Below are 18,004 nucleotides of genomic sequence, written 5' to 3' on the forward strand. Positions count from 1 at the left end.
CATCCTTCACCGGTACCGCATACAACGGCAACGATTCGGTCCCGTTATCTGACATGGTGATTGGGGTGCCACTGTTCGGGGGGATAACCACCCCTTCGTGATACAGACGCACCCCTAAGCCCGATTGACTCGCTTGTAACGCCTGATTATCAAACGGTGCCTGCATCCCCCGGTATTCCAGATACAACGCCACCGCGTTCCCCAGCCCCGTCCCACAACTGAGCGTCAAGGTAAAGTCTTGGCGATAGTTTTCACCGTTAATTTTAGTGATCCCCACCTCCCCAAACGGCACGCGGATCGGCTGGTCAACCCCATCCGGCCCCGCCACATCACACGGCGGGTTTTGGATTAAATTGGCCGTAAAGTTCACATCGACGGCATACGTCGTCAGCGGCATCAGGCTGCTCAGCCATAATGCCATTACGGATATCCTGGTGTGTCGGCTCATCATCATTGGTACTCCACACTCAACGTGGCGGACGCGGTCATCTGACCGTCATTAATGCCCCCCGTCCCACTGCCAATCGGGATCACACTGAGAATGGGTTGGGTGCTATAATTAAAATTACGCCATGTCCCCAAGCCCAGATTGGTATTGTTCACCATCAGCCGTAACCCCAAATTGGGCTCTGACGTCGCCAGCACATTGGTCGCTTGACCGTTCATCCGCGGACCGTCAAACTTCAGCTTTAACGCCGGGTTTTGGTCACCATCCTCACACTGGAGCTGGTACGGGATCTCGGTTTGCCCGTAGCTGACACCATCAATATTTTTAATGATCAGGTCCCCCATCGTCACATTGATGGGTTGCCCAATCCCGCTCGGCCCGTAGATATCACAGGTCTTCTCAACCACGGTCACCTTGACGGTTAAGGTATAAGTTTCCGCCAGAGCAGCCGCTGAAAACAACATCAGATTGCTCAGCAACAGACTGGTTGCCAGCGCTTTCGGCGGTCGACAGAGACGTCGTCGTATTGTCATGGTGATGGTCACTCCTACTCGTACAGCATTTCAAACGCGATAAGTGCCGAATACGGCCCTGGGACCAACGCCCCCGTTCTCACCGGCGTCACGTAATAAGTCAACCGACTTTGCCCCGAGGGCAACAACTGCGGCTCACTCGCTTGCCCCATCGGTAACAAGGCGCCACCCGCGGTCGTCACCGCCAACCCCAAGCCCTGCGCCCCATTGACCCGCACAAAATCGCTGTACATCGGCACCGTCGGCGCCACAAACCGAATTTTCACCGCCGGCTGCGTCGAACTCCATGCTGTCATGCCACTCTACACATTCTCAAGCCGCGTCGCCGTCTCTAAGCAATCTTCCAGTTCAATCTGAAACACAATCGGCGTCCCCTTACCGTTGTGCTGCAAGGTGCCGGTATCTAAGTTCCCCATCTCCACCGTCTGGTAGCTCGACGTCATCGCCAAACGGCACGGACTTTCCGTCAGTGACCCTTTGACATACACCACCCCGTGCTGCCCATCCACATTCCAGTTATCCACCGGACGATAAAGGTTGTCATTGTTATCCGCCAAGCTCGGCGCACTGACGATACCACTGAGCACCGCCGCAAGCAGGCCGTGACGAAACCTGCGTTTTCTTTGTTGGTCAGTCATCTGACACTCCTTACTGTCTGTTACGCTAAGCACAGGCTCTGACGCTGCCTTATTCGCTTTTAGGATTAGGAACAACGTCACACGTCTGAGCTTGGCAACGGAACGTCAACGTTGGACGCCCGCCAAAATCATTGATGTACGTCAGTACCGGACTGCTGCCCAGCTTATTGACACTGACCCCAAGCGTATCTTGCCCAAACGGCGACACCATCACCGGCGTAAATTCCTTGCCATCAGACGATTTTGCGTTGGCGGTCGCGTTAATTATCGTCACATAATACGGCGTCGGGTTCTTCACCACGTACTGGTCACCCTGCTTTTCCAAGGTCAACTTGTCTTGCCACGGCGCCCCATTTTTCTCCGGGATTATCGCTTTCGGGCGATAGAACAACTTCACCCGCGTCTGCAAGGCAATTTGCAACGTGTTCGGCTTATCACTTTTCGGCGGAATTTCCCGCAAATTAAAATAGAACAGCGATTCACGGTCTTGCGGCAACGTACTAATCGCCGGCAGGGCCTCAATCTTCACTTGGCTCGATTTCCCCGGCTCTAAACGCTGCACCGGCGGCAACACCACTAACGGCGACTGGATTTTTTGCCCTTCGGCATTTTCAATCCACCCTTGCGCCAAATACGGCAGCTGTTTATTGTTATTCGAGATATTCAGCGAAATCGATTTTTGGCCACCATCAAAAATGACTCGGGTCCGGTCCATAGAAACCGCCCCATAAGCCGTACTGCTCAAGACAGTCAGCCCGATAAGACTGGAGACAACACTCGATGCGCGATTTAATTGCATGGTCGTTTACCTTTATCTAACGGGAAAGGACACCCTCTCCCCTCATAATTCACTCTGAATGTCGCCCACACCGTATTCGTGCAAGCCGTTTTTATATGAATAATTTAGCGCTGAGTCAGGGCACTCTCGTCAGCGCGGACTGTCGGAGTACACGGCAGCAATAACGCCTCTTGCAAAGTGCCCAGTGCAGCAGGGAAACGCACTTCACACGCCTTATTCTCGCCCCACGTCACCGTCATCGCCTCCGTCGGATTAATCCCACTGATGTACGCACTCCCTGCATCGCCCACAATCCCCGTATTTTGCCCTTTGCTGTTTTGCACTTGTGCCCCAAACGGTGGGAAGCTGCCATCCGGTAAACGTAATACCGTCATCGCTTTTTCGCCCGAGACCACCGCAAAGTGACGGTAACCCACCGCACCTTCCGTTAAGGTGGCTTGCACCACCGATTGCTGCGCATCCACGTTATCCGGTAAGGCGTTCAAATCTATCTGCGCCTTACTGCGGTAATAACTGTTCACATCGCCGACCACCGCTTTACCAAACGCGTTTGAGGTAATGGGGGCACCAAACCCTTTAATCGGCACATTCGCAACCCCGTCGGTATCAACCAGCATCCGCGTTCCACCCGGGGCATTAATACGGTGTAACCCGCCACCTTCCGCGGTGAGCGTCACGCCGCCACTCGCCGACAACCCAAATGCACTGTATTGGTTGTGCATATAACTGGCGTTTGCCGTTAAACGCGCCACATCCGACTGATGGGTAATAAACGCACTGCCCGTGCCGCCTTTTTTGCTGCTGCCAGCACTGAGTTGATAGGTCGTCCGGTCATCAATTCGGTCGTAGTACGTGGCTCGGTTGGTGGTGTCATAGCGACTGCTGTTTAAGGAGTACCCCACATTGGCGCCGTTGCTCAACGGGAACGAGGTGGATAAAAACACACTGTCATCCTTCACGCCGTTGTACTCGGTACGCGTCGCGGTCAGGTTCACGCTGACATTTTTAAGCGGCCCGATGTCCATGTACTTCGATAACATGACACTGTAGTAGTCATTGTCCGGCTGGTCCCAGTACGTTTGGTGGTTGTAGTTCAAGTACAACGACATTCCCTGGTCAGCAAAGTTTTTATTCAGTGACACGGTATACAGCTCTTTACTGCCCCCGTAACGCCCCCCGCTTTTTAACGCGGACAAGAAATCGGACATCGACATAAAGTCACGCTCAGAGAAGCGATACCCCGCAAACTGAATGGTACTGTCGATGGTTTCAAAGCGTTTCGAGTAGTTAATGCGGTAAGCCCCCCCACTGACCGTCCCTTGCCCTACTAAGCGGGCAAAGGACTGTGTCACATCAAAGGACAGCGCACCGAACGCCAATAAATCGCGCCCGATACCCAGCGACACCGCATTGTAGTTTTGACTGTTCAGGCTGCCCCCAAACAGTGACCACCCATTGTTAACCCCCCATGAGAACTCGCCGGTGACAAAACTGTCCCCTTCACTGTGACGTTGGTAATTGGTCGGTTGCCCTAACGCTAACTTGTATTGGATTTGCCCCGGGCGGGTCAGGTACGGCAAGCTGGCCGTGTCCACCTGAAACGCTTGAGTTGAACCGTCTTGCTCCTTGACGGTCACCTCCAGCTTCCCGCTGACCGCATCACTCAAATCCTGAATACGAAACGGCCCCGGCGCCACTTGGGTTTCATACAACACACGCCCTTGTTGACTCACGGTCACCGTGGCATTGGTTTTGGCAATCCCGGTCACTTCCGGCGCATAGCCGCGCAAATTCGGCGGTAACATGTTCAAATCCGAGCGCACACTCGCCCCGATAAACCGGAACGAGTCAAACATGTTCGAGACCAGGTAGTCTTCCCCGATAATCAGTTTGGCCGCCAAGCTCGGCAATGCGCGGTACGCGTAGAAGCGGTTCCAATCAAAATCTTTATTGACCGCCTCGCCCGACCCCGTGGCGTGGTTTAATCGCCCCTGCCAGTCCGCCCGAAAACGCCAGGCGCCCAAGTTGACCCCAACCACCCCGTTACCGTTTAACGTATAACTGTTATGCCCGCCGTTGTACGAGTTATTGGCGTTACCGTTGACGTTATAATCGAGCATCAATGCCGCGATGCCGTCGTCCCAGCGTGACGGCGGATCCCAATTGGGGGCCGTGTACTCCAAATAGGCTTGCGGGATACTCACGTACAAGGACGACGTAGCTAAATCACCCCGCACTTGCATGCCCGGCACGCTTTCCACCAATAAACATTGCCCGTCATGCCAAAATGTGGCCTCTTTTTGAACTTTAGGCAGTAGGCCCAATTGGCTCACCAGCTCGGGTGAAATACACGGAATGCTGCCTTTTGGGTCATTCTCAGGCACATAAAACGGTACAGATACCTCACCGAGCTGTTCTTCGTTCGCTTTTAAGGTAAAGGAATAGGTGCCGGGCATGATGTAGCCCGCACGGGAAAACTGGTTCAAGTCAATATTAGTTTTGTCTTCTAAATCGAGCACCTCGGTATTAAATTCAAACGCCTCCGCCGCCATGACCGGCACAGAAACCCTGTATAAGGACAAGGCAATCGCCAGACTCAGGCCCCGAGGGCGAAAAAATTTCGGTCGTGTTGAAGACATAAGTAACATCCCTAAAAGTCAAGTTCAGGAAAAACAGGAAATCCAAAAAAACGGGCTTTTTTAGTCATAATCGAGCTTAAACCGCAGGGCGCTTTGATAGTCCCCCGGTCGTAAAGGCCCCGCATCGGAGACCAGTTGCAAGCCGTAATGCAGCACAGAGTTGCCCAGGACAAGGGCTTGCTTCGGGGTCGATTGCCCAGGATAAATCGGTTGACCGTGTGCATCTTGCAGCCGTAATGCCACGCCGCGTGCGTCACCAGAGACCGAGAACCGCTCACCGTCGGTGGGCCCGTCAAAGGTGACCGAAAAGGTTTGCCACGCCGCGCCCGCATACGGGGTCAACGTGCACCCTATCAGCGCAATCGAAAAGGGGCGAACGGGACCGCGTCCTTGCTGGCGAAGGGTACTGACGGGCAACACGCCCATGTCCACCGTCTGCGCATACGAGCCGGTATCAATGGCACACGCCGAATCGACAATACTGCCATTCATACTGATACGCCCCCATAGTGGCGAGGTGTCTGCTTGCGCGGAGGATACCCCGACACTGACGGCCAACAGCAGACCTGCACGGATTGAAAACCCCTTCATTATCCCTTCCCCTTTTGCCATAAAACCCTTGGCACACCACATGGCCAAGGGAATAACATCGTAGACACCGCCAATGGCTGCTAAGCGATTAGTTGTACGCCAGCGTAAAGTTGGTGACCGCTTGGAAGTTACCTGGAACAATGGTTGCCCCTTCTAAACCTTGCAGTGCCGCTTGGAATTTCAGTGTGTTGTCACCTTGTACGTAGTTTTGCGTATTACCGCTATTCACCGCGATGGTTGCACCAGAAGCGTTCATGATTTTGACAGCCGCACCGGAAGCATCCCCAGTGATTTGCAATAAGTCAGCGCCTGGCGTACCTGTCGCGCCCGCAGCGGTGCCGTTAAAGGTCACCGTCACTTGGTTGTTGTTTTCTAAATTACAACCTTCTAACTGGATAGAGAACGGCTGAGCAGAAGAAGAACCACCGGCAGCCAGTGTCACGTTAGACACTTGACCTAATGGTACTTCTTGGTTTTCTTCGCCCGGTGCGATAGAGCATGGCGCTTCGATGATAGAGCCAGTGAATGTCACGGTACCACTACCCGCATCCGCCAATGCTGCTGAACTCATTGCGCCAGAAATCAGGGTTGCTAAAATAACTTTTTTCATATTTGCCTCTGTAATATAAATATATTGTATTTAAAAAAAAGGAATGTATTGACAATCCTTCAGACGTGCGTATTCCTAATTATTTATAGATAAATAATTTAAAAATCTTTAAATAAAAAGAAATGATAAAATAACTAACCCCATAAGTTAGTTTGATTATATCGAAAAAAAATCTCGAGCTGTTTCTTCAATTCTTCCGACTGGTTATCAGAGCTAAATACATTACGATACTGCACACAGATTTTCTTTTCCTTTTCGAATACCTGTAAAAAGACCTGATTAAAGAAATCTGTTAAAGGAACATTTAATGCATTTAAAATAATAATTAATGTATCTATTGTTATATTACAAACCCCACATTCATAACGTGATATTTGTTGTTGGGAAACATTAACTAGCTTAGCTAGATCTTTTCCTGTCATCGAACGTTCTTTACGTAATTTATGAATTTCTTTCCCGATCGCTTTGGTGAAAACAGTTCTTGAATCATCGAGTTTATTTTTCGGAATTTGTACCGTCTCTACTCTCACTATTTTTCTCCATGCATTAAATTAATTATATTTACCTATTTAAACGCCACTTACATAAATATATCTAACGAAGATAACTAATAAAAACCAATATGCATAGAAACCCATTCCATTTTAAAATTGAATAAAAAATCCACCTTAAACATGTTTTATGCAACTTTAAGTCTATAGGTATAAATAATGTTGTGTTATGTATTATCACTGAATCAATACCTATTAATTTACTTGAGCATTGGAGTAAAATCAAACTTCCCCCCAGCCATTTAGCAGTACAGAGACCTTCTGTTTACACCAATACGGAGTAATTTTAATTTCGTAAAATCTAGCTATTTGGCAGGCTTTAGCAAAAAATCTTTTTGAGATAATCTATATAAAATGGTATTTTCAACCAAAAACACACTAATTATGACACAAATAAAGATTAAAATATTAAATTTAATAAATATTCACAATCATAAATGAAAACATAAATTAATTAATTTATTAAACACTTCTTATATAAGAATAAATAAAAAATAACCCCGTATTTTTCATGTAGATACAATATAGATTTAATTATTTAAAATAATAGTCCATCTTTAAATATTAGATAAGAACCCTTTAAAGTTAAAGTTATCTTTTGATTTGGACAACAATACCAACCATGACTTCACAATCACTTTTAAAATAATAATTATCACAACTAAAAATAAGACATTTTAATTTTAGTCCATTTCAAAGCATTGAAAAATGACTACTAATTTAAATAATACAAATATGTAAGAAAAGTGAACATTCTCTTATTGAGCTTATTTTTTACTTGAGAATTAAATATACCCATAATGAGCATCATAAAAAGATATGCGCAAAAAACAAAATTTAACTTTTAAAACCAATTTAAATTGAAAACCATTATTATTCTCAAAAACACTTAAAGGTAACATTAAAAGCCATCAAGAGATGAATAAGTGATTTATAGATTATGAATTGAACGATAGTGTTTTGATCGCCCACTAAAAGAGGATTAAATCAATATCATTTATTCAGGATGGGAAATACTAAAAGGTAGTGAAGCGAAATGATTCACACAAAAGGATGGAGTTAAAGTTATCTAACTAATTTTCTCATCGTCATACCTCAATAACGATCATTAATGTCATGTTATCTTTCATCTGTTTATTTAGATTTATAAATTGCTTACGTATAATAGTAGTCTTAACTCAAGACTTCGTTCTCTATTTCATAAACTTTATTACTGACTCGCTGCAATAGCCATGAACACAGATTGGGATATCAAGAGCATCCCCTATCATTACATTTATGAGGGATTTTTCTTTTGTGTATTTGAGGGAACAAAGGCATAAATGCAAAAAGCCCTGATTCTAAGAATCAGGGCTTCGATATCTGGCGGAACGGACGGGACTCGAACCCGCGACCCCCTGCGTGACAGGCAGGTATTCTAACCAACTGAACTACCGCTCCGAACATTCCCCTTGGGAACGCGATGCATATTACGAATACTTTCAATAACAGTCAATACTTTTTCTTGAAAAAACGTGCATTTGAACAGTTTTTAGCCTTAAAAGCGAATAACTGCTAATGAACCGTCTCCCCTTCCTCAGGCGATTGACGCCAGAGACAAGGCTTACCACCTTTTTTATCGACGATATCTAGCCGCTTTTCATGTTCAATCAGCTCTTCATCCGTCGCATAAAGTACCCTTAACCCACTGACAGGACGGTCTATCCGTTGTACTTCTTCAACATAACTTTCGTTTGAAGTATCTGCTTCCATTGAAAAAGCCAAAGACGTCTGTCCACCAGTCATCGCTAAATAGACATCAGCCAGTATCTCGGCATCGAGCAAAGCCCCATGGAGAGTTCGTTTCGTATTATCAATCAAATAGCGATCACACAACGCATCCAAGTTATTCCGTTTACCGGGAAATATTTGCCGAGCCATCACTAAACTATCCGTTATTTGGCAAAAATCGGCCGTTGGCGGTATATCTTTATTCAATTTGCTAAATTCGTAATCCATGAAGCCAATATCAAAGGGGGCGTTATGGATAATCAGCTCTGCTCCACGAATAAACTCAATAAACTCATCGGCAATATCAGCGAACACGGGTTTATCTTGTAAAAACTCATCACTGATACCATGAACCTCAAAAGCTTCAGGGTCCACGAGACGATCAGGTTTTATATAGACGTGAAAATTGCGCCCCGTCAGCCTACGATTGATAACCTCGACGGCTCCAATTTCAATAATGTTATGGCCTTCATAATGAACGCCCAGTTTGTTCATACCTGTGGTTTCAGTATCGAGGACAATTTGTCTGGTTATCGCCGTGCTCATAATGGATTTTTGTGTCAAACTAGAGATTGATGAATAAGGTAGAGTTTAACAGAAATGACAAAGCAGGTAGAAATTTTCACTGATGGTTCCTGTCTGGGTAATCCAGGTCCAGGTGGTTATGGCATTCTTCTTCGTTACCAACAGCATGAAAAGACACTCAATGAAGGTTTTTTTATGACAACCAATAACCGTATGGAGCTACTTGCTGCTATTGTTGCCCTTGAATCGTTAAAACGACCATGTGATATTATTTTAACCACCGATAGCCAATATGTTCGCCAAGGGATCACACAATGGATCCACAATTGGAAGCGTCGTCAGTGGCGTAAAGCAGATAAGTCTCCGGTAGTGAATGTTGACCTCTGGAAACGCTTAGATGCGGCTATCGCTCGCCATAAAATTGATTGGCGTTGGGTAAAAGGCCATGCAGGCCATCCGGAAAATGAAAAATGTGATGAACTCGCACGCCAAGCGGCTGAATCACCAACAAAAGAAGATACAGGTTACCAACCTACACAAGATTAAACGGGTTCAATCCCAACTTGCCTACATTTGCCCACACAGTGTAGGCCTTAATTCATATCGCGTGTTTATCGCTGAAATTTATAATTTTTTGGTGCTATCAGAAATACGCTTTGTTGCCCCCAGTGCAGTGCCTATTTTAACTTTCGGTTGTTTAAATTTGAGCAATGTCGGAGTTAGAGGGTAAGTTCGCTTTCTCGCAACAATCACATTTAAAGTACCTACCCCTTTTATGCGCTGATTTAACCAATTTTCAGGGCCATGCCATGGAAACACCTGACAATTGCGATGGTAAAGTACTTCATAATTCAATACACTAAGCCAATCAAATACCCTTAACGTAGGAAAAAGACGGCTACAATAAGGTTGCTGTTTACGAAGGAACGGCACCATTTTACCGATCCCTAATAAGCTAAATGGGTTAAAGCCAGAAATAATTAGCCAGCCATCATCAACGAGCACACGGTCAACTTCACGCAATACCCAATGGGGGTCATGGCTATATGCCAACATGTGTGAAATTAAGCATGCGTCGATTGATTTGGCCATAAAGGGAAGCGCTTGTGGTTCAGCGATAACTTGAAAACGAGGGTCACCATTCCCCAAACAAAACTGATGCGATACCATACACTCTTCGGTATCGACCTCAGTACTGAGGTGCCCAAGCTTAAGCAAATGAAAGCCAAATATTTTTGGCCACCAAGGGCGAAGCTGATATTGCAACGCTTGGCGATAGTGTTCCCCAAAAGGAATATCAGACCAACTCACAGGCATCTGGAACTTTTTTTCAATACGCGCTGGCTTCATCAAATTCCCCTTAATCAAAATAGAGAGGTCATTATGGAGTTAATACGAGTCCCTGCTTTAAATGATAACTATATTTGGATTCTGTCTGATAATAACCAACAGTGTATCATTGTTGACCCCGCGGAGTCAGAGCCAGTCCTCGAAATATTGACGCAAAAAAAGCTTACCCCAACGGCTATCTTACTGACCCATCATCACAATGACCATACTGGTGGTGTAAAAGGTATTCTGAAAAACTTCAGTAACCTACCTGTTTTTGGGCCTCAAGAGACTCAAGTTAAAGGAGCAACACAAATCGTTGAGCAAGGTGATAGTGTCAAAATTAACGATTTTAATTTTGATGTTATTGGCTTACCTGGACATACCCTTGGTCATATTGCTTTTTATCAAGCCCCTTATCTATTTTGTGGCGATACCCTGTTTTCTGCTGGGTGTGGAAGGATATTTGAGGGTACACCGGAGCAAATGTATCAATCCATTCAGAAAATTGCTGCTCTCCCTGATGACACATTAATTTGTTGTGCCCATGAATATACTCAATCTAATTTGAAATTCGCTCACCATATTTGGCCTGAAAACACGCAAATTAGCCAATATCAAGAAGAGGTTGCCGCTAAGCGAAACAAAAATCAACCAACTGTACCTACCACACTAAAAACAGAACGAAAAGTGAATATTTTTTTACAGTGTGATAATGCACAATTGCAAAGAAAATTAAATATAAATCAAGCTAACCCACCACTTAGAGCTGTTTTTACCGTTCTACGTCAATTAAAAGATCATTATTAACGTTTAATTATTGTCTTCTTTGTGTCGGATAAGTATTATTGTTCGACTTTTACACATACAACAAAGAACCAAGACACAATGAAGACAATAGCGACTATTATCGCCATTGTTCTGCTGGCCGGATGCCAATCTTCGCCTCAACAAACCAAGCAGAACAGGTCTTCAGCAAACCACACTATAGAAACCGTTGCTCCACATAATCAGGCAGCAAGCAGACAAATCTCAACGGTAGATAACGACCTTTGGGGTTATATCAGTGATGAGCTGAAGATGGATATACCTGATAATGCTATCATCAGGGAACAGGCAAGTAATTACTATACAAAACAAAGTTTTCTCTACGACGTCACATTAAGGGCCGAACCTTATATGTACTGGATCGTGGACGAAATCGATAATCGTAACTTACCCATGGAATTGGCCCTGATTCCAATCATAGAAAGTTCATTCAATCCAAAAGCAACCTCACCTGCACAGGCGGCAGGATTGTGGCAAATTGTTCCTATCACCGCACGCTCTTATGGCTTAAAACAAGATCAATGGGTCGATGAGCGCCGTGACTTAGTCACATCGACTAAGGCTGCTTTTGATTTGCTCGAAAATTTAAATATCATGTTTGGACATGATTGGGAATTAACCTTAGCCGCTTATAACTGCGGTGAAGGCTGTGTACTGAATGCGATTAAGAAGAATGAAGAAGCTGGGTTGCCAACTGATTTCTGGTCGTTATCTTTACCTAAAGAAACAAAACAATATGTGCCTAAAATATTAGCGCTTAGCCAAATATTAAGAGCACCTGAAAAATATCAAATTAAATTACCGCGTAGTAACCGAAATAGAGCGTTAACTCAAGTCGATGTTGGGCAGCAAATTACATTAACCCAAGCTGCCGAGCTAACAGGTATTTCGGAAGAGTCGCTGAAAATTTATAATTCTGGCTATAAGCGTGGTGTAACATCACCTAATGGCCCACATTATATTATGTTACCGACAGCAAAAGCGGAGCAATTAAAAGTATCACTTTCTGACCAAGCTGTTTTAGATAATATCCGTCTCGCTGTGGCTAAAAATCAGCATCAGAGATCAACCCAACCCGCCAATAATTTCACTTATAAAGTGGCTAAAGGGGAATCGGTTGCAAGTATTGCCAAAAAATTCAATACGACAAGTAAAGATATAAAGCGGCTTAATGGAATGAAAACGGCCACTATCTATCCGGGCCAAACCCTTAAGATAAAAGGTTCAGCCCCTACTGCCAATAGTCGTAAAACCAAAACTTATAGAGTGAAGAAAGGTGACTCTTATTACAGCATAGCCAAAAGGCATGGGATCAAACTCAATGATTTAATGAGTTGGAATTCAGGTGTCAAAATGGCAGATCTAAAACCTGGTGTCACATTGAATCTCTACTTATAAAATAAGTCTCTGTCATGTACCTACCGATTAATCGGTAGGTATTACTTATTTGGTATTAAAAATTAATTATGCTTATCAATATTGGTATCATATTCAATTACCGTTAATCTTTTCTCTATTTTGTTAAAAAAACCTCTTCAAATTATTTTGCATATCGTTTTTAAGTTAAAATCATCGTTATTTTTTGTAAACAAACGAAAAGTATCTCTAATTGGATATAAAACTCCTTTAAAACTGCGCTTAATTGATATAAATAGCACTATAAGTCCTTTATCCTGCTTTATTTTTGAAAAAAAACCGCGGTCAGGTGGTGACTTATGTAATAAAAGTGCTATATTATTAGCACAGCGAAAACTGTTAGCGCTGCTAGCCCGTATTTGAATATTACTGATATAATTATTGATAATTCTAAAAATCACACCTACTTTGTTACAAAGTATATATAACCTAATGCGTTGATTAGTAAATGCTTATGTTAATAACCAAGGTGTTTTATTTAGTTTGTACTAGATTATTTAGATATAGAAATACACATAGCAAAGGTTAGTCTCGCCTGCGGAGGTGATTATGGATGAATATTCACCCAAAAATTATGATATATCTGAGTTAAAATACTTGTGTAACAGTTTGAATCGAGAAGCAATGTTAAGCTTACAGAAAACTAATACACACTGGGTCAATGATTTAAGTTCACCACAAAGTGCTAGACTTAATGAACTCATTGAACATATTGCAGCCTTCGTGTGGCAATTTAAGATAAAATATCCCAAAGAGAATCTCGTTATATCATTAGTTGAAGAGTATCTTGATGAGACTTATGATTTATTCGGAAGCCCTGTAATAACTCTAAGTGAAATTATTGACTGGCAGAGCATGAATCAAAATCTAGTTTCCGTACTTGATGATGATTTAAAGTGCCCTGCAAGCAAAACATAAAGATATTATTCGTCGCTATATAAACTATAACATAGCATGTTATAAAGCTTTTTTAATTATCAATAAAAGAAAGGGTATTATGACCAAAACTGATTATCTGATGCGTTTAAGAAAATGCACAACCATCGATACACTTGAGCGTGTTATTGAGAAAAATAAGTATGAGCTTTCTGAAGATGAGTTAGAATTGTTCTATTCAGCTGCTGACCATCGCCTTGCAGAACTCACTATGAATAAACTTTATGACAAAATCCCTGCATCGGTTTGGAAATTTGTTAGGTAACTACTTATTAATATGCACAGATAATAACTGGTTATAGCCGATAATTCATTTTATCGGCTTAATGTGTATATTGTCTTTCATTCCATTATTATACATTGTAAACAATGTATCCATCGCGCTCGTATTTTATCCAATTAAGCTTTGGATATTCATAATTAGACAGCTTCTCAATAGCGCTACGCTTATTCATAAAGAATTTATAAAACCTTACAAATAATCGTCGCTTTATCTTATAAAAATAGCATTAAAATTAATAATACTCATTTCAAATTTACGATTTTGCTATTTTATCTGCCAATGAATATTAGCTTAAGTTATAAGATAAAAGAGGGGGGAAATAAACAGATAGGCTACTTAACTCATAATTGGGTGGGGGCCCTGCCAGCGACATCCCGGCACACACATCTCCTGCTGTGGCTGCTTCTTTCCAGACCTGACCAAATTAACAAGTTAGTGTTGCGGGAGAACCAACAGAGCCCCCATAGATTGCTTCCTAAAAAGCAGGAGGCATTATGCTTGATGACAACTAAAATAGCAAGAAAACTACTGCCAAGTGCTGATTTCTTGCACAAAATACGTAATTAATGATATTTATTAAAAAATAATCAACTGGTGGGTTCAATAACTAACCTAATTTCTTTGCTCGTATCATCACTAGTAGAGAGATTTTCTACTTTGGAAATCAGCAAGATATTACCATCAACAGATACTGTCGCTCTCATCGCAAGATGGGCATCTGGGCGTACTTCATTCTTTTGATAGCTTAATTCAAAAGGAAAAGGAGACTGTTTGCCTAAAGTCTCATAATATTTTTGTGATAAGATCAACGCAGGTAGTTCCGCGATTGAAATATCCGCTAAGGTTACTGTAATCACGGCATTCTGAGGCAATTTGACCTGCTGCGGAATGACAACTTGCCCTCTAATGACGTCAGTGTCTAAATGCTGCTTTGCATTATGGCTGTGATTGTTAACCTTCGTCTCTTTTACATTATTATTATTACCTTCACAACCGACCAAAAAAGCAGGCAGAACAAAGCCAATTATGCATAGGTGTAGTTTCATAATAAATGTCCAAAAAACAATTTGTTGTTAAGTATTTTTATACTAATCAGAGTGTGATTTTTACTGAAGGCGAATTGATTATAGCTAAAAAATACTCACCAACAAAATATTCTTTCAAAATGTAACAAACAACATCAAAATGTAATCAACTGTTGAACATAGCGGCCTAAACGGTAGTCATCGCCTATTTAAAATCATAGCCAGCCATGCTTTCTGCTATTGATATATAAAAGCGATAAGACAAAAAACGCTCTACCTATTTTTATGTATTAATGGGAAAATACCCGCATCTGATAAATATTAATCAACTTTCAAGGTTGCTATGAGCCCAGAATTGCAAAATTTAATCAGCCTATTGGAGCTGGAAAAAATCGAAGAGGGTATTTATCGAGGTCAAAGTGAAGATCTTGGATTACCTCAAGTATTTGGGGGGCAAGTTGTTGGTCAAGCCATGTACGCAGCGGAACAGACTATCCCCGAAGGTCGCGTAATAAATTCATTCCATAGCTATTTCTTGCGTCCTGGTGATAGCCAACGCCCTATTGTCTATGATGTCGAAATATTAAGAGATGGTGGCAGCTTTAGTACACGACGCATCAGCGCAATACAACATGGCAAGCCCATCTTTTTTATGACGGCCTCTTTCCAAGCACAAGAAGAGGGGTTTAATCACCAGAACCTCATGCCAGATGTTCCTTTACCAGAGACACTGGCATCACAGGATGAAATCATTCAACGTTTGGCAACCCAATTGCCCGAGTCGGTCAAAAAGTATGCTTTGCGCCCAAATCCTTTTGAGTTTCGGCCTATTCAATTTTACAGCCCATTTAATAACCCACCGCAAGAGCCTTTTCGTTATATTTGGTTTAAAGCCAAAGGCCAATTGCCTGATATTCCCTCATTACACAACTACTTATTAGGCTATGCGTCTGACTATAATTTTTTACCTGCAACCCTACAGCCACATGGCCGTGGGTTTATGGAGAGAGATTTGCAAGTCGCAACAATCGATCACTCAATGTGGTATCACCGACCATTTAAAATTGATGATTGGTTACTCTATGCCATTGAAAGCCCTTCCGCTTCTGGAGGACGAGGCTTTGTTAAAGGGCAAATTTATGACCGACAAGGGGTCTTAGTGGCAACAGCGGTTCAAGAAGGGGTGATCCGTAAAAGAAGGCCTCGCTAAGTCAACTATAGCTAATTAGTGCGAGTACTCACTAACTATTTTGTGAGTTAAAAAACGCCCCCAGTAATGGGTTATCCAACTATTGGGGGTCATTCACTATTTTCGCTTTAGTTTGGGATATCGTGACCGCACTCATCTATCATTATGTTTATCAAGATATTGAGATGTAGGTGTTGAACAGCTTTAGTTTGATAAACTTCCTTGTATGTTAGTACCAACTCACTTTTTGGCTTCGATCAATTATAGGCACTCTCTCCATGATAAGTGATATCAAGCCCTTCTCGCTCCTGTTCAACATCAACACGTAAGCCTGTTGTCTTATCTGCGATTAAAAATGCAAGGTAGGCAACAATTGAGGTCCAAACAACACAAATAAGTATGCTAAATGCCTGAATGCCAACTTGTTTTATCATTGTTATACCTTCTGCATACCCCATCCCCCCGAGAGCCGCCGAAGTAAACACACCCGTGAGTAAGCACCCAACCACCCCGCAAACACCATGAACACCAAAGACATCACAAACATCATCAACTTTTAACCAACGTTTTAAAACCACAACCCCCCATAACCCAGCAATACCTGAAAGTAGGCCGATAATTAATGCTCCTGCAACTCCAACCGTTCCTGCTGCGGGTGTAACACCAACCAACCCCGCTAAGCACCCTGAGCAGGCACCTAACAATGAGGGCTTATCCCTAAATATCCATTCAGCAAGTACCCATGAAAGTATTGCTCCGGATGCCGCTACCACCGTATTAATAAATGCCAAGGCCGCGACGGAATTCGCACTTCCCGCTGACCCCGCATTAAAACCAAACCAACCGATAAATAAGATTGCGGTACCCATAAACACCATCGGCAAGTTGTGAGGCTTTATGACTTCTTTACCCAACCCTGTTCGCTTTCCAAGTAAGTAAGCACCAACAAGCCCAGCAACAGCGGCATTAATATGAACGACAGTGCCTCCAGCAAAGTCCAAAGCACCATCTTGGGCAAGGAGTCCTCCTCCCCACACCATATGAGCAATAGGCAAATAAGCAAAGGTTGTCCAAATGACAGTAAATATCAGTATTGCAGAAAATTTAACTCGTTCGCCTAACGCACCAACCACCAGCGCAACCGTCAAACAAGCGAAAGCACCTTGGAATGCGACATGAATAAATTGAGGGATGGTGGCAGATAAGCTGTCAATATTGATACCCTTGAGCATAAATTGGCTTAATCCCCCAAAAAAGCTATTACCCTCACTAAATGAAATACTGTAACCATAGATGACCCAAATCACTGAAACAAGTGCAAAAATAACCATAGTTTGCGCCATCAGTGCGAGGACATTTTTGCTTCTCAGTAACCCGCCATAAAATAAAGCAATACCCGGAACGATCATGAATAGGACTAATGCAGTGCAAACCATCATAAATGCGTTATCCGCTTTATCGACACCGTCATCAGATGCAAACACTCTTGCAGGAAAACTTGCTATAAATAGCCAACACAAACGTTGAAACAGTTTACTCATCGCTACTCTCCTATAGTGCTTCATCTTGTTTCTCGCCAGTACGGATACGTATGGCTTGCTCAAGCTCTAATACAAATATTTTCCCATCACCTACTTGCCCTGTATTGGCTGCTTTTTCTATTGACTCAATAACGAGATCAGCAAATTCATCGGAAACAGCAATTTCTAGACGCACTTTTGGTAAGAAGTCGACGGTATATTCTGCACCACGATATAATTCAGAATGTCCTTTTTGCCGCCCAAAACCACGCACTTCAGTCATCGTAAGGCCTTGTATCCCTATATCTGAAAGAGCCTCTCTGACCTCATCTAACTTAAAAGGCTTAATAATTGCGATGATATATTTCATTTTC

19 protein-coding genes, 1 tRNA gene and 1 other RNA gene are annotated in these 18,004 nt (G+C 43.2%); 6 read left to right on the plus strand and 15 right to left on the minus strand.

Going from position 1 to position 18,004, the window contains the following annotated elements; translation table 11 throughout:
- The 10 genes from PR833_RS05835 to dnaQ form a co-directional block, all read right to left on the minus strand.
- Positions 1–454: fimbrial protein (locus PR833_RS05835; protein ID WP_336298697.1), on the minus strand; the 454-nt coding region annotated here is incomplete at its 3' end.
- Positions 451–981 (minus strand): fimbrial protein, encoded by a 531-nt coding sequence (locus PR833_RS05840; RefSeq protein ID WP_230089036.1) that lies wholly within the window; start codon positions 979–981, stop codon positions 451–453. The genes PR833_RS05840 and PR833_RS05835, both read right to left, overlap by 4 nt.
- A 302-nt stretch (positions 982–1,283) precedes the next feature.
- The gene (locus tag PR833_RS05845; protein WP_272525963.1) at positions 1,284–1,619 is read right to left on the minus strand and encodes a fimbrial protein; all 336 of its coding nucleotides are present in this window, start codon (positions 1,617–1,619) and stop codon (positions 1,284–1,286) included.
- Between the two features lie 49 nt (positions 1,620–1,668).
- Positions 1,669–2,418, minus strand: coding sequence for a fimbria/pilus periplasmic chaperone (locus tag PR833_RS05850; RefSeq protein ID WP_040132841.1), 750 nt, complete (start codon positions 2,416–2,418; stop codon positions 1,669–1,671).
- A gap of 104 nt (positions 2,419–2,522) precedes the next feature.
- Complete coding sequence (locus PR833_RS05855) at positions 2,523–5,057, minus strand: outer membrane usher protein (RefSeq protein ID WP_272525964.1); 2,535 nt, start codon at positions 5,055–5,057, stop codon at positions 2,523–2,525.
- 60 nt (positions 5,058–5,117) lie between these two features.
- Positions 5,118–5,549 (minus strand): fimbrial protein, encoded by a 432-nt coding sequence (locus tag PR833_RS05860; RefSeq protein ID WP_272525965.1) that lies wholly within the window; start codon positions 5,547–5,549, stop codon positions 5,118–5,120.
- A 187-nt stretch (positions 5,550–5,736) separates the two neighbouring features.
- On the minus strand, positions 5,737–6,258 hold the full coding sequence (locus tag PR833_RS05865; RefSeq protein WP_040132838.1) for a fimbrial protein: 522 nt from the start codon (positions 6,256–6,258) through the stop codon (positions 5,737–5,739).
- 134 nt (positions 6,259–6,392) lie between these two features.
- Positions 6,393–6,788 carry a helix-turn-helix domain-containing protein gene (locus PR833_RS05870; protein ID WP_040132837.1) on the minus strand — a complete coding sequence of 132 codons (396 nt, stop codon included), beginning with the start codon at positions 6,786–6,788 and terminating at the stop codon, positions 6,393–6,395.
- Positions 6,789–8,172: 1,384 nt separating this feature from the next.
- Positions 8,173–8,249 (minus strand) — tRNA-Asp (locus PR833_RS05875).
- A 114-nt stretch (positions 8,250–8,363) separates the two neighbouring features.
- Complete coding sequence (gene dnaQ, locus PR833_RS05880) at positions 8,364–9,125, minus strand: DNA polymerase III subunit epsilon (RefSeq protein ID WP_004927092.1); 762 nt, start codon at positions 9,123–9,125, stop codon at positions 8,364–8,366.
- A gap of 54 nt (positions 9,126–9,179) precedes the next feature.
- Between dnaQ and rnhA the strand changes: the two genes are divergently transcribed.
- Positions 9,180–9,650, plus strand: a complete 471-nt coding sequence (rnhA, locus tag PR833_RS05885) for a ribonuclease HI (RefSeq protein ID WP_014656762.1) — start codon at positions 9,180–9,182, stop codon at positions 9,648–9,650.
- 78 nt (positions 9,651–9,728) lie between these two features.
- On the opposite strand, the gene PR833_RS05890 is transcribed toward rnhA, so the two are convergent.
- Positions 9,729–10,454 carry a class I SAM-dependent methyltransferase gene (locus tag PR833_RS05890; RefSeq protein WP_040132836.1) on the minus strand — a complete coding sequence of 242 codons (726 nt, stop codon included), beginning with the start codon at positions 10,452–10,454 and terminating at the stop codon, positions 9,729–9,731.
- A gap of 33 nt (positions 10,455–10,487) precedes the next feature.
- On the opposite strand from PR833_RS05890, the gene gloB reads away from it, so the two are divergent.
- The 4 genes from gloB to PR833_RS05910 all read left to right on the plus strand — a co-directional run bounded on the left by gloB (position 10,488) and on the right by PR833_RS05910 (position 13,878).
- A complete protein-coding gene (gloB, locus tag PR833_RS05895) occupies positions 10,488–11,243 on the plus strand; it encodes a hydroxyacylglutathione hydrolase (protein ID WP_004927081.1) in 756 nt (251 codons plus the stop codon).
- Positions 11,244–11,321: 78 nt separating this feature from the next.
- Entirely contained in the window at positions 11,322–12,659 is a 1,338-nt protein-coding gene (mltD, locus tag PR833_RS05900) for a murein transglycosylase D (RefSeq protein WP_272525966.1), read from the plus strand.
- Between the two features lie 567 nt (positions 12,660–13,226).
- Positions 13,227–13,595 (plus strand): Hha toxicity modulator TomB, encoded by a 369-nt coding sequence (gene tomB, locus PR833_RS05905; protein ID WP_004927067.1) that lies wholly within the window; start codon positions 13,227–13,229, stop codon positions 13,593–13,595.
- Between the two features lie 79 nt (positions 13,596–13,674).
- Positions 13,675–13,878, plus strand: coding sequence for an HHA domain-containing protein (locus PR833_RS05910; RefSeq protein ID WP_004927064.1), 204 nt, complete (start codon positions 13,675–13,677; stop codon positions 13,876–13,878).
- A 376-nt stretch (positions 13,879–14,254) separates the two neighbouring features.
- Here the strand turns inward: PR833_RS05910 and ffs are convergent.
- Together ffs and PR833_RS05920 are read right to left on the minus strand one after the other, a co-directional pair.
- Positions 14,255–14,351: signal recognition particle sRNA small type (gene ffs, locus PR833_RS05915), an RNA gene on the minus strand.
- Positions 14,352–14,483: 132 nt separating this feature from the next.
- Positions 14,484–14,942 carry a YbaY family lipoprotein gene (locus PR833_RS05920; protein WP_004927062.1) on the minus strand — a complete coding sequence of 153 codons (459 nt, stop codon included), beginning with the start codon at positions 14,940–14,942 and terminating at the stop codon, positions 14,484–14,486.
- A 322-nt stretch (positions 14,943–15,264) separates the two neighbouring features.
- On the opposite strand from PR833_RS05920, the gene tesB reads away from it, so the two are divergent.
- Positions 15,265–16,131, plus strand: a complete 867-nt coding sequence (gene tesB, locus PR833_RS05925) for an acyl-CoA thioesterase II (protein WP_004927058.1) — start codon at positions 15,265–15,267, stop codon at positions 16,129–16,131.
- 236 nt (positions 16,132–16,367) lie between these two features.
- Here the strand turns inward: tesB and amtB are convergent, their stop codons facing one another.
- Both amtB and PR833_RS05935 read right to left on the minus strand, forming a co-directional pair.
- On the minus strand, positions 16,368–17,651 hold the full coding sequence (gene amtB / locus PR833_RS05930; protein ID WP_014656764.1) for an ammonium transporter AmtB: 1,284 nt from the start codon (positions 17,649–17,651) through the stop codon (positions 16,368–16,370).
- 10 nt (positions 17,652–17,661) lie between these two features.
- Complete coding sequence (locus tag PR833_RS05935) at positions 17,662–18,000, minus strand: P-II family nitrogen regulator (RefSeq protein ID WP_004927053.1); 339 nt, start codon at positions 17,998–18,000, stop codon at positions 17,662–17,664.
- Positions 18,001–18,004: the final 4 nt, after the last annotated feature.

Source organism: Providencia sp. PROV189 (assembly GCF_028480065.1).
In the GTDB taxonomy this organism is placed as follows: Bacteria; Pseudomonadota; Gammaproteobacteria; order Enterobacterales; family Enterobacteriaceae; genus Providencia; species Providencia stuartii.

What these genes read in the sequence shown, in the direction of transcription:
- PR833_RS05840 (WP_230089036.1), bottom strand. Translation starts at nt 981, where the DNA reads ATGACAATACGACGACGTCTCTGTCGACCGCCGAAAGCGCTGGCAACC.
- PR833_RS05845 (WP_272525963.1), bottom strand. Translation starts at nt 1,619, where the DNA reads ATGACTGACCAACAAAGAAAACGCAGGTTTCGTCACGGCCTGCTTGCG.
- PR833_RS05850 (WP_040132841.1), bottom strand. Translation starts at nt 2,418, where the DNA reads ATGCAATTAAATCGCGCATCGAGTGTTGTCTCCAGTCTTATCGGGCTG.
- PR833_RS05855 (WP_272525964.1), bottom strand. Translation starts at nt 5,057, where the DNA reads ATGTCTTCAACACGACCGAAATTTTTTCGCCCTCGGGGCCTGAGTCTG.
- PR833_RS05860 (WP_272525965.1), bottom strand. Translation starts at nt 5,549, where the DNA reads ATGAATGGCAGTATTGTCGATTCGGCGTGTGCCATTGATACCGGCTCG.
- PR833_RS05865 (WP_040132838.1), bottom strand. Translation starts at nt 6,258, where the DNA reads ATGAAAAAAGTTATTTTAGCAACCCTGATTTCTGGCGCAATGAGTTCA.
- dnaQ (WP_004927092.1), bottom strand. Translation starts at nt 9,125, where the DNA reads ATGAGCACGGCGATAACCAGACAAATTGTCCTCGATACTGAAACCACA.
- rnhA (WP_014656762.1), top strand. Translation starts at nt 9,180, where the DNA reads ATGACAAAGCAGGTAGAAATTTTCACTGATGGTTCCTGTCTGGGTAAT.
- PR833_RS05890 (WP_040132836.1), bottom strand. Translation starts at nt 10,454, where the DNA reads ATGAAGCCAGCGCGTATTGAAAAAAAGTTCCAGATGCCTGTGAGTTGG.
- gloB (WP_004927081.1), top strand. Translation starts at nt 10,488, where the DNA reads ATGGAGTTAATACGAGTCCCTGCTTTAAATGATAACTATATTTGGATT.
- mltD (WP_272525966.1), top strand. Translation starts at nt 11,322, where the DNA reads ATGAAGACAATAGCGACTATTATCGCCATTGTTCTGCTGGCCGGATGC.
- tomB (WP_004927067.1), top strand. Translation starts at nt 13,227, where the DNA reads ATGGATGAATATTCACCCAAAAATTATGATATATCTGAGTTAAAATAC.
- PR833_RS05910 (WP_004927064.1), top strand. Translation starts at nt 13,675, where the DNA reads ATGACCAAAACTGATTATCTGATGCGTTTAAGAAAATGCACAACCATC.
- PR833_RS05920 (WP_004927062.1), bottom strand. Translation starts at nt 14,942, where the DNA reads ATGAAACTACACCTATGCATAATTGGCTTTGTTCTGCCTGCTTTTTTG.
- tesB (WP_004927058.1), top strand. Translation starts at nt 15,265, where the DNA reads ATGAGCCCAGAATTGCAAAATTTAATCAGCCTATTGGAGCTGGAAAAA.
- amtB (WP_014656764.1), bottom strand. Translation starts at nt 17,651, where the DNA reads ATGAGTAAACTGTTTCAACGTTTGTGTTGGCTATTTATAGCAAGTTTT.
- PR833_RS05935 (WP_004927053.1), bottom strand. Translation starts at nt 18,000, where the DNA reads ATGAAATATATCATCGCAATTATTAAGCCTTTTAAGTTAGATGAGGTC.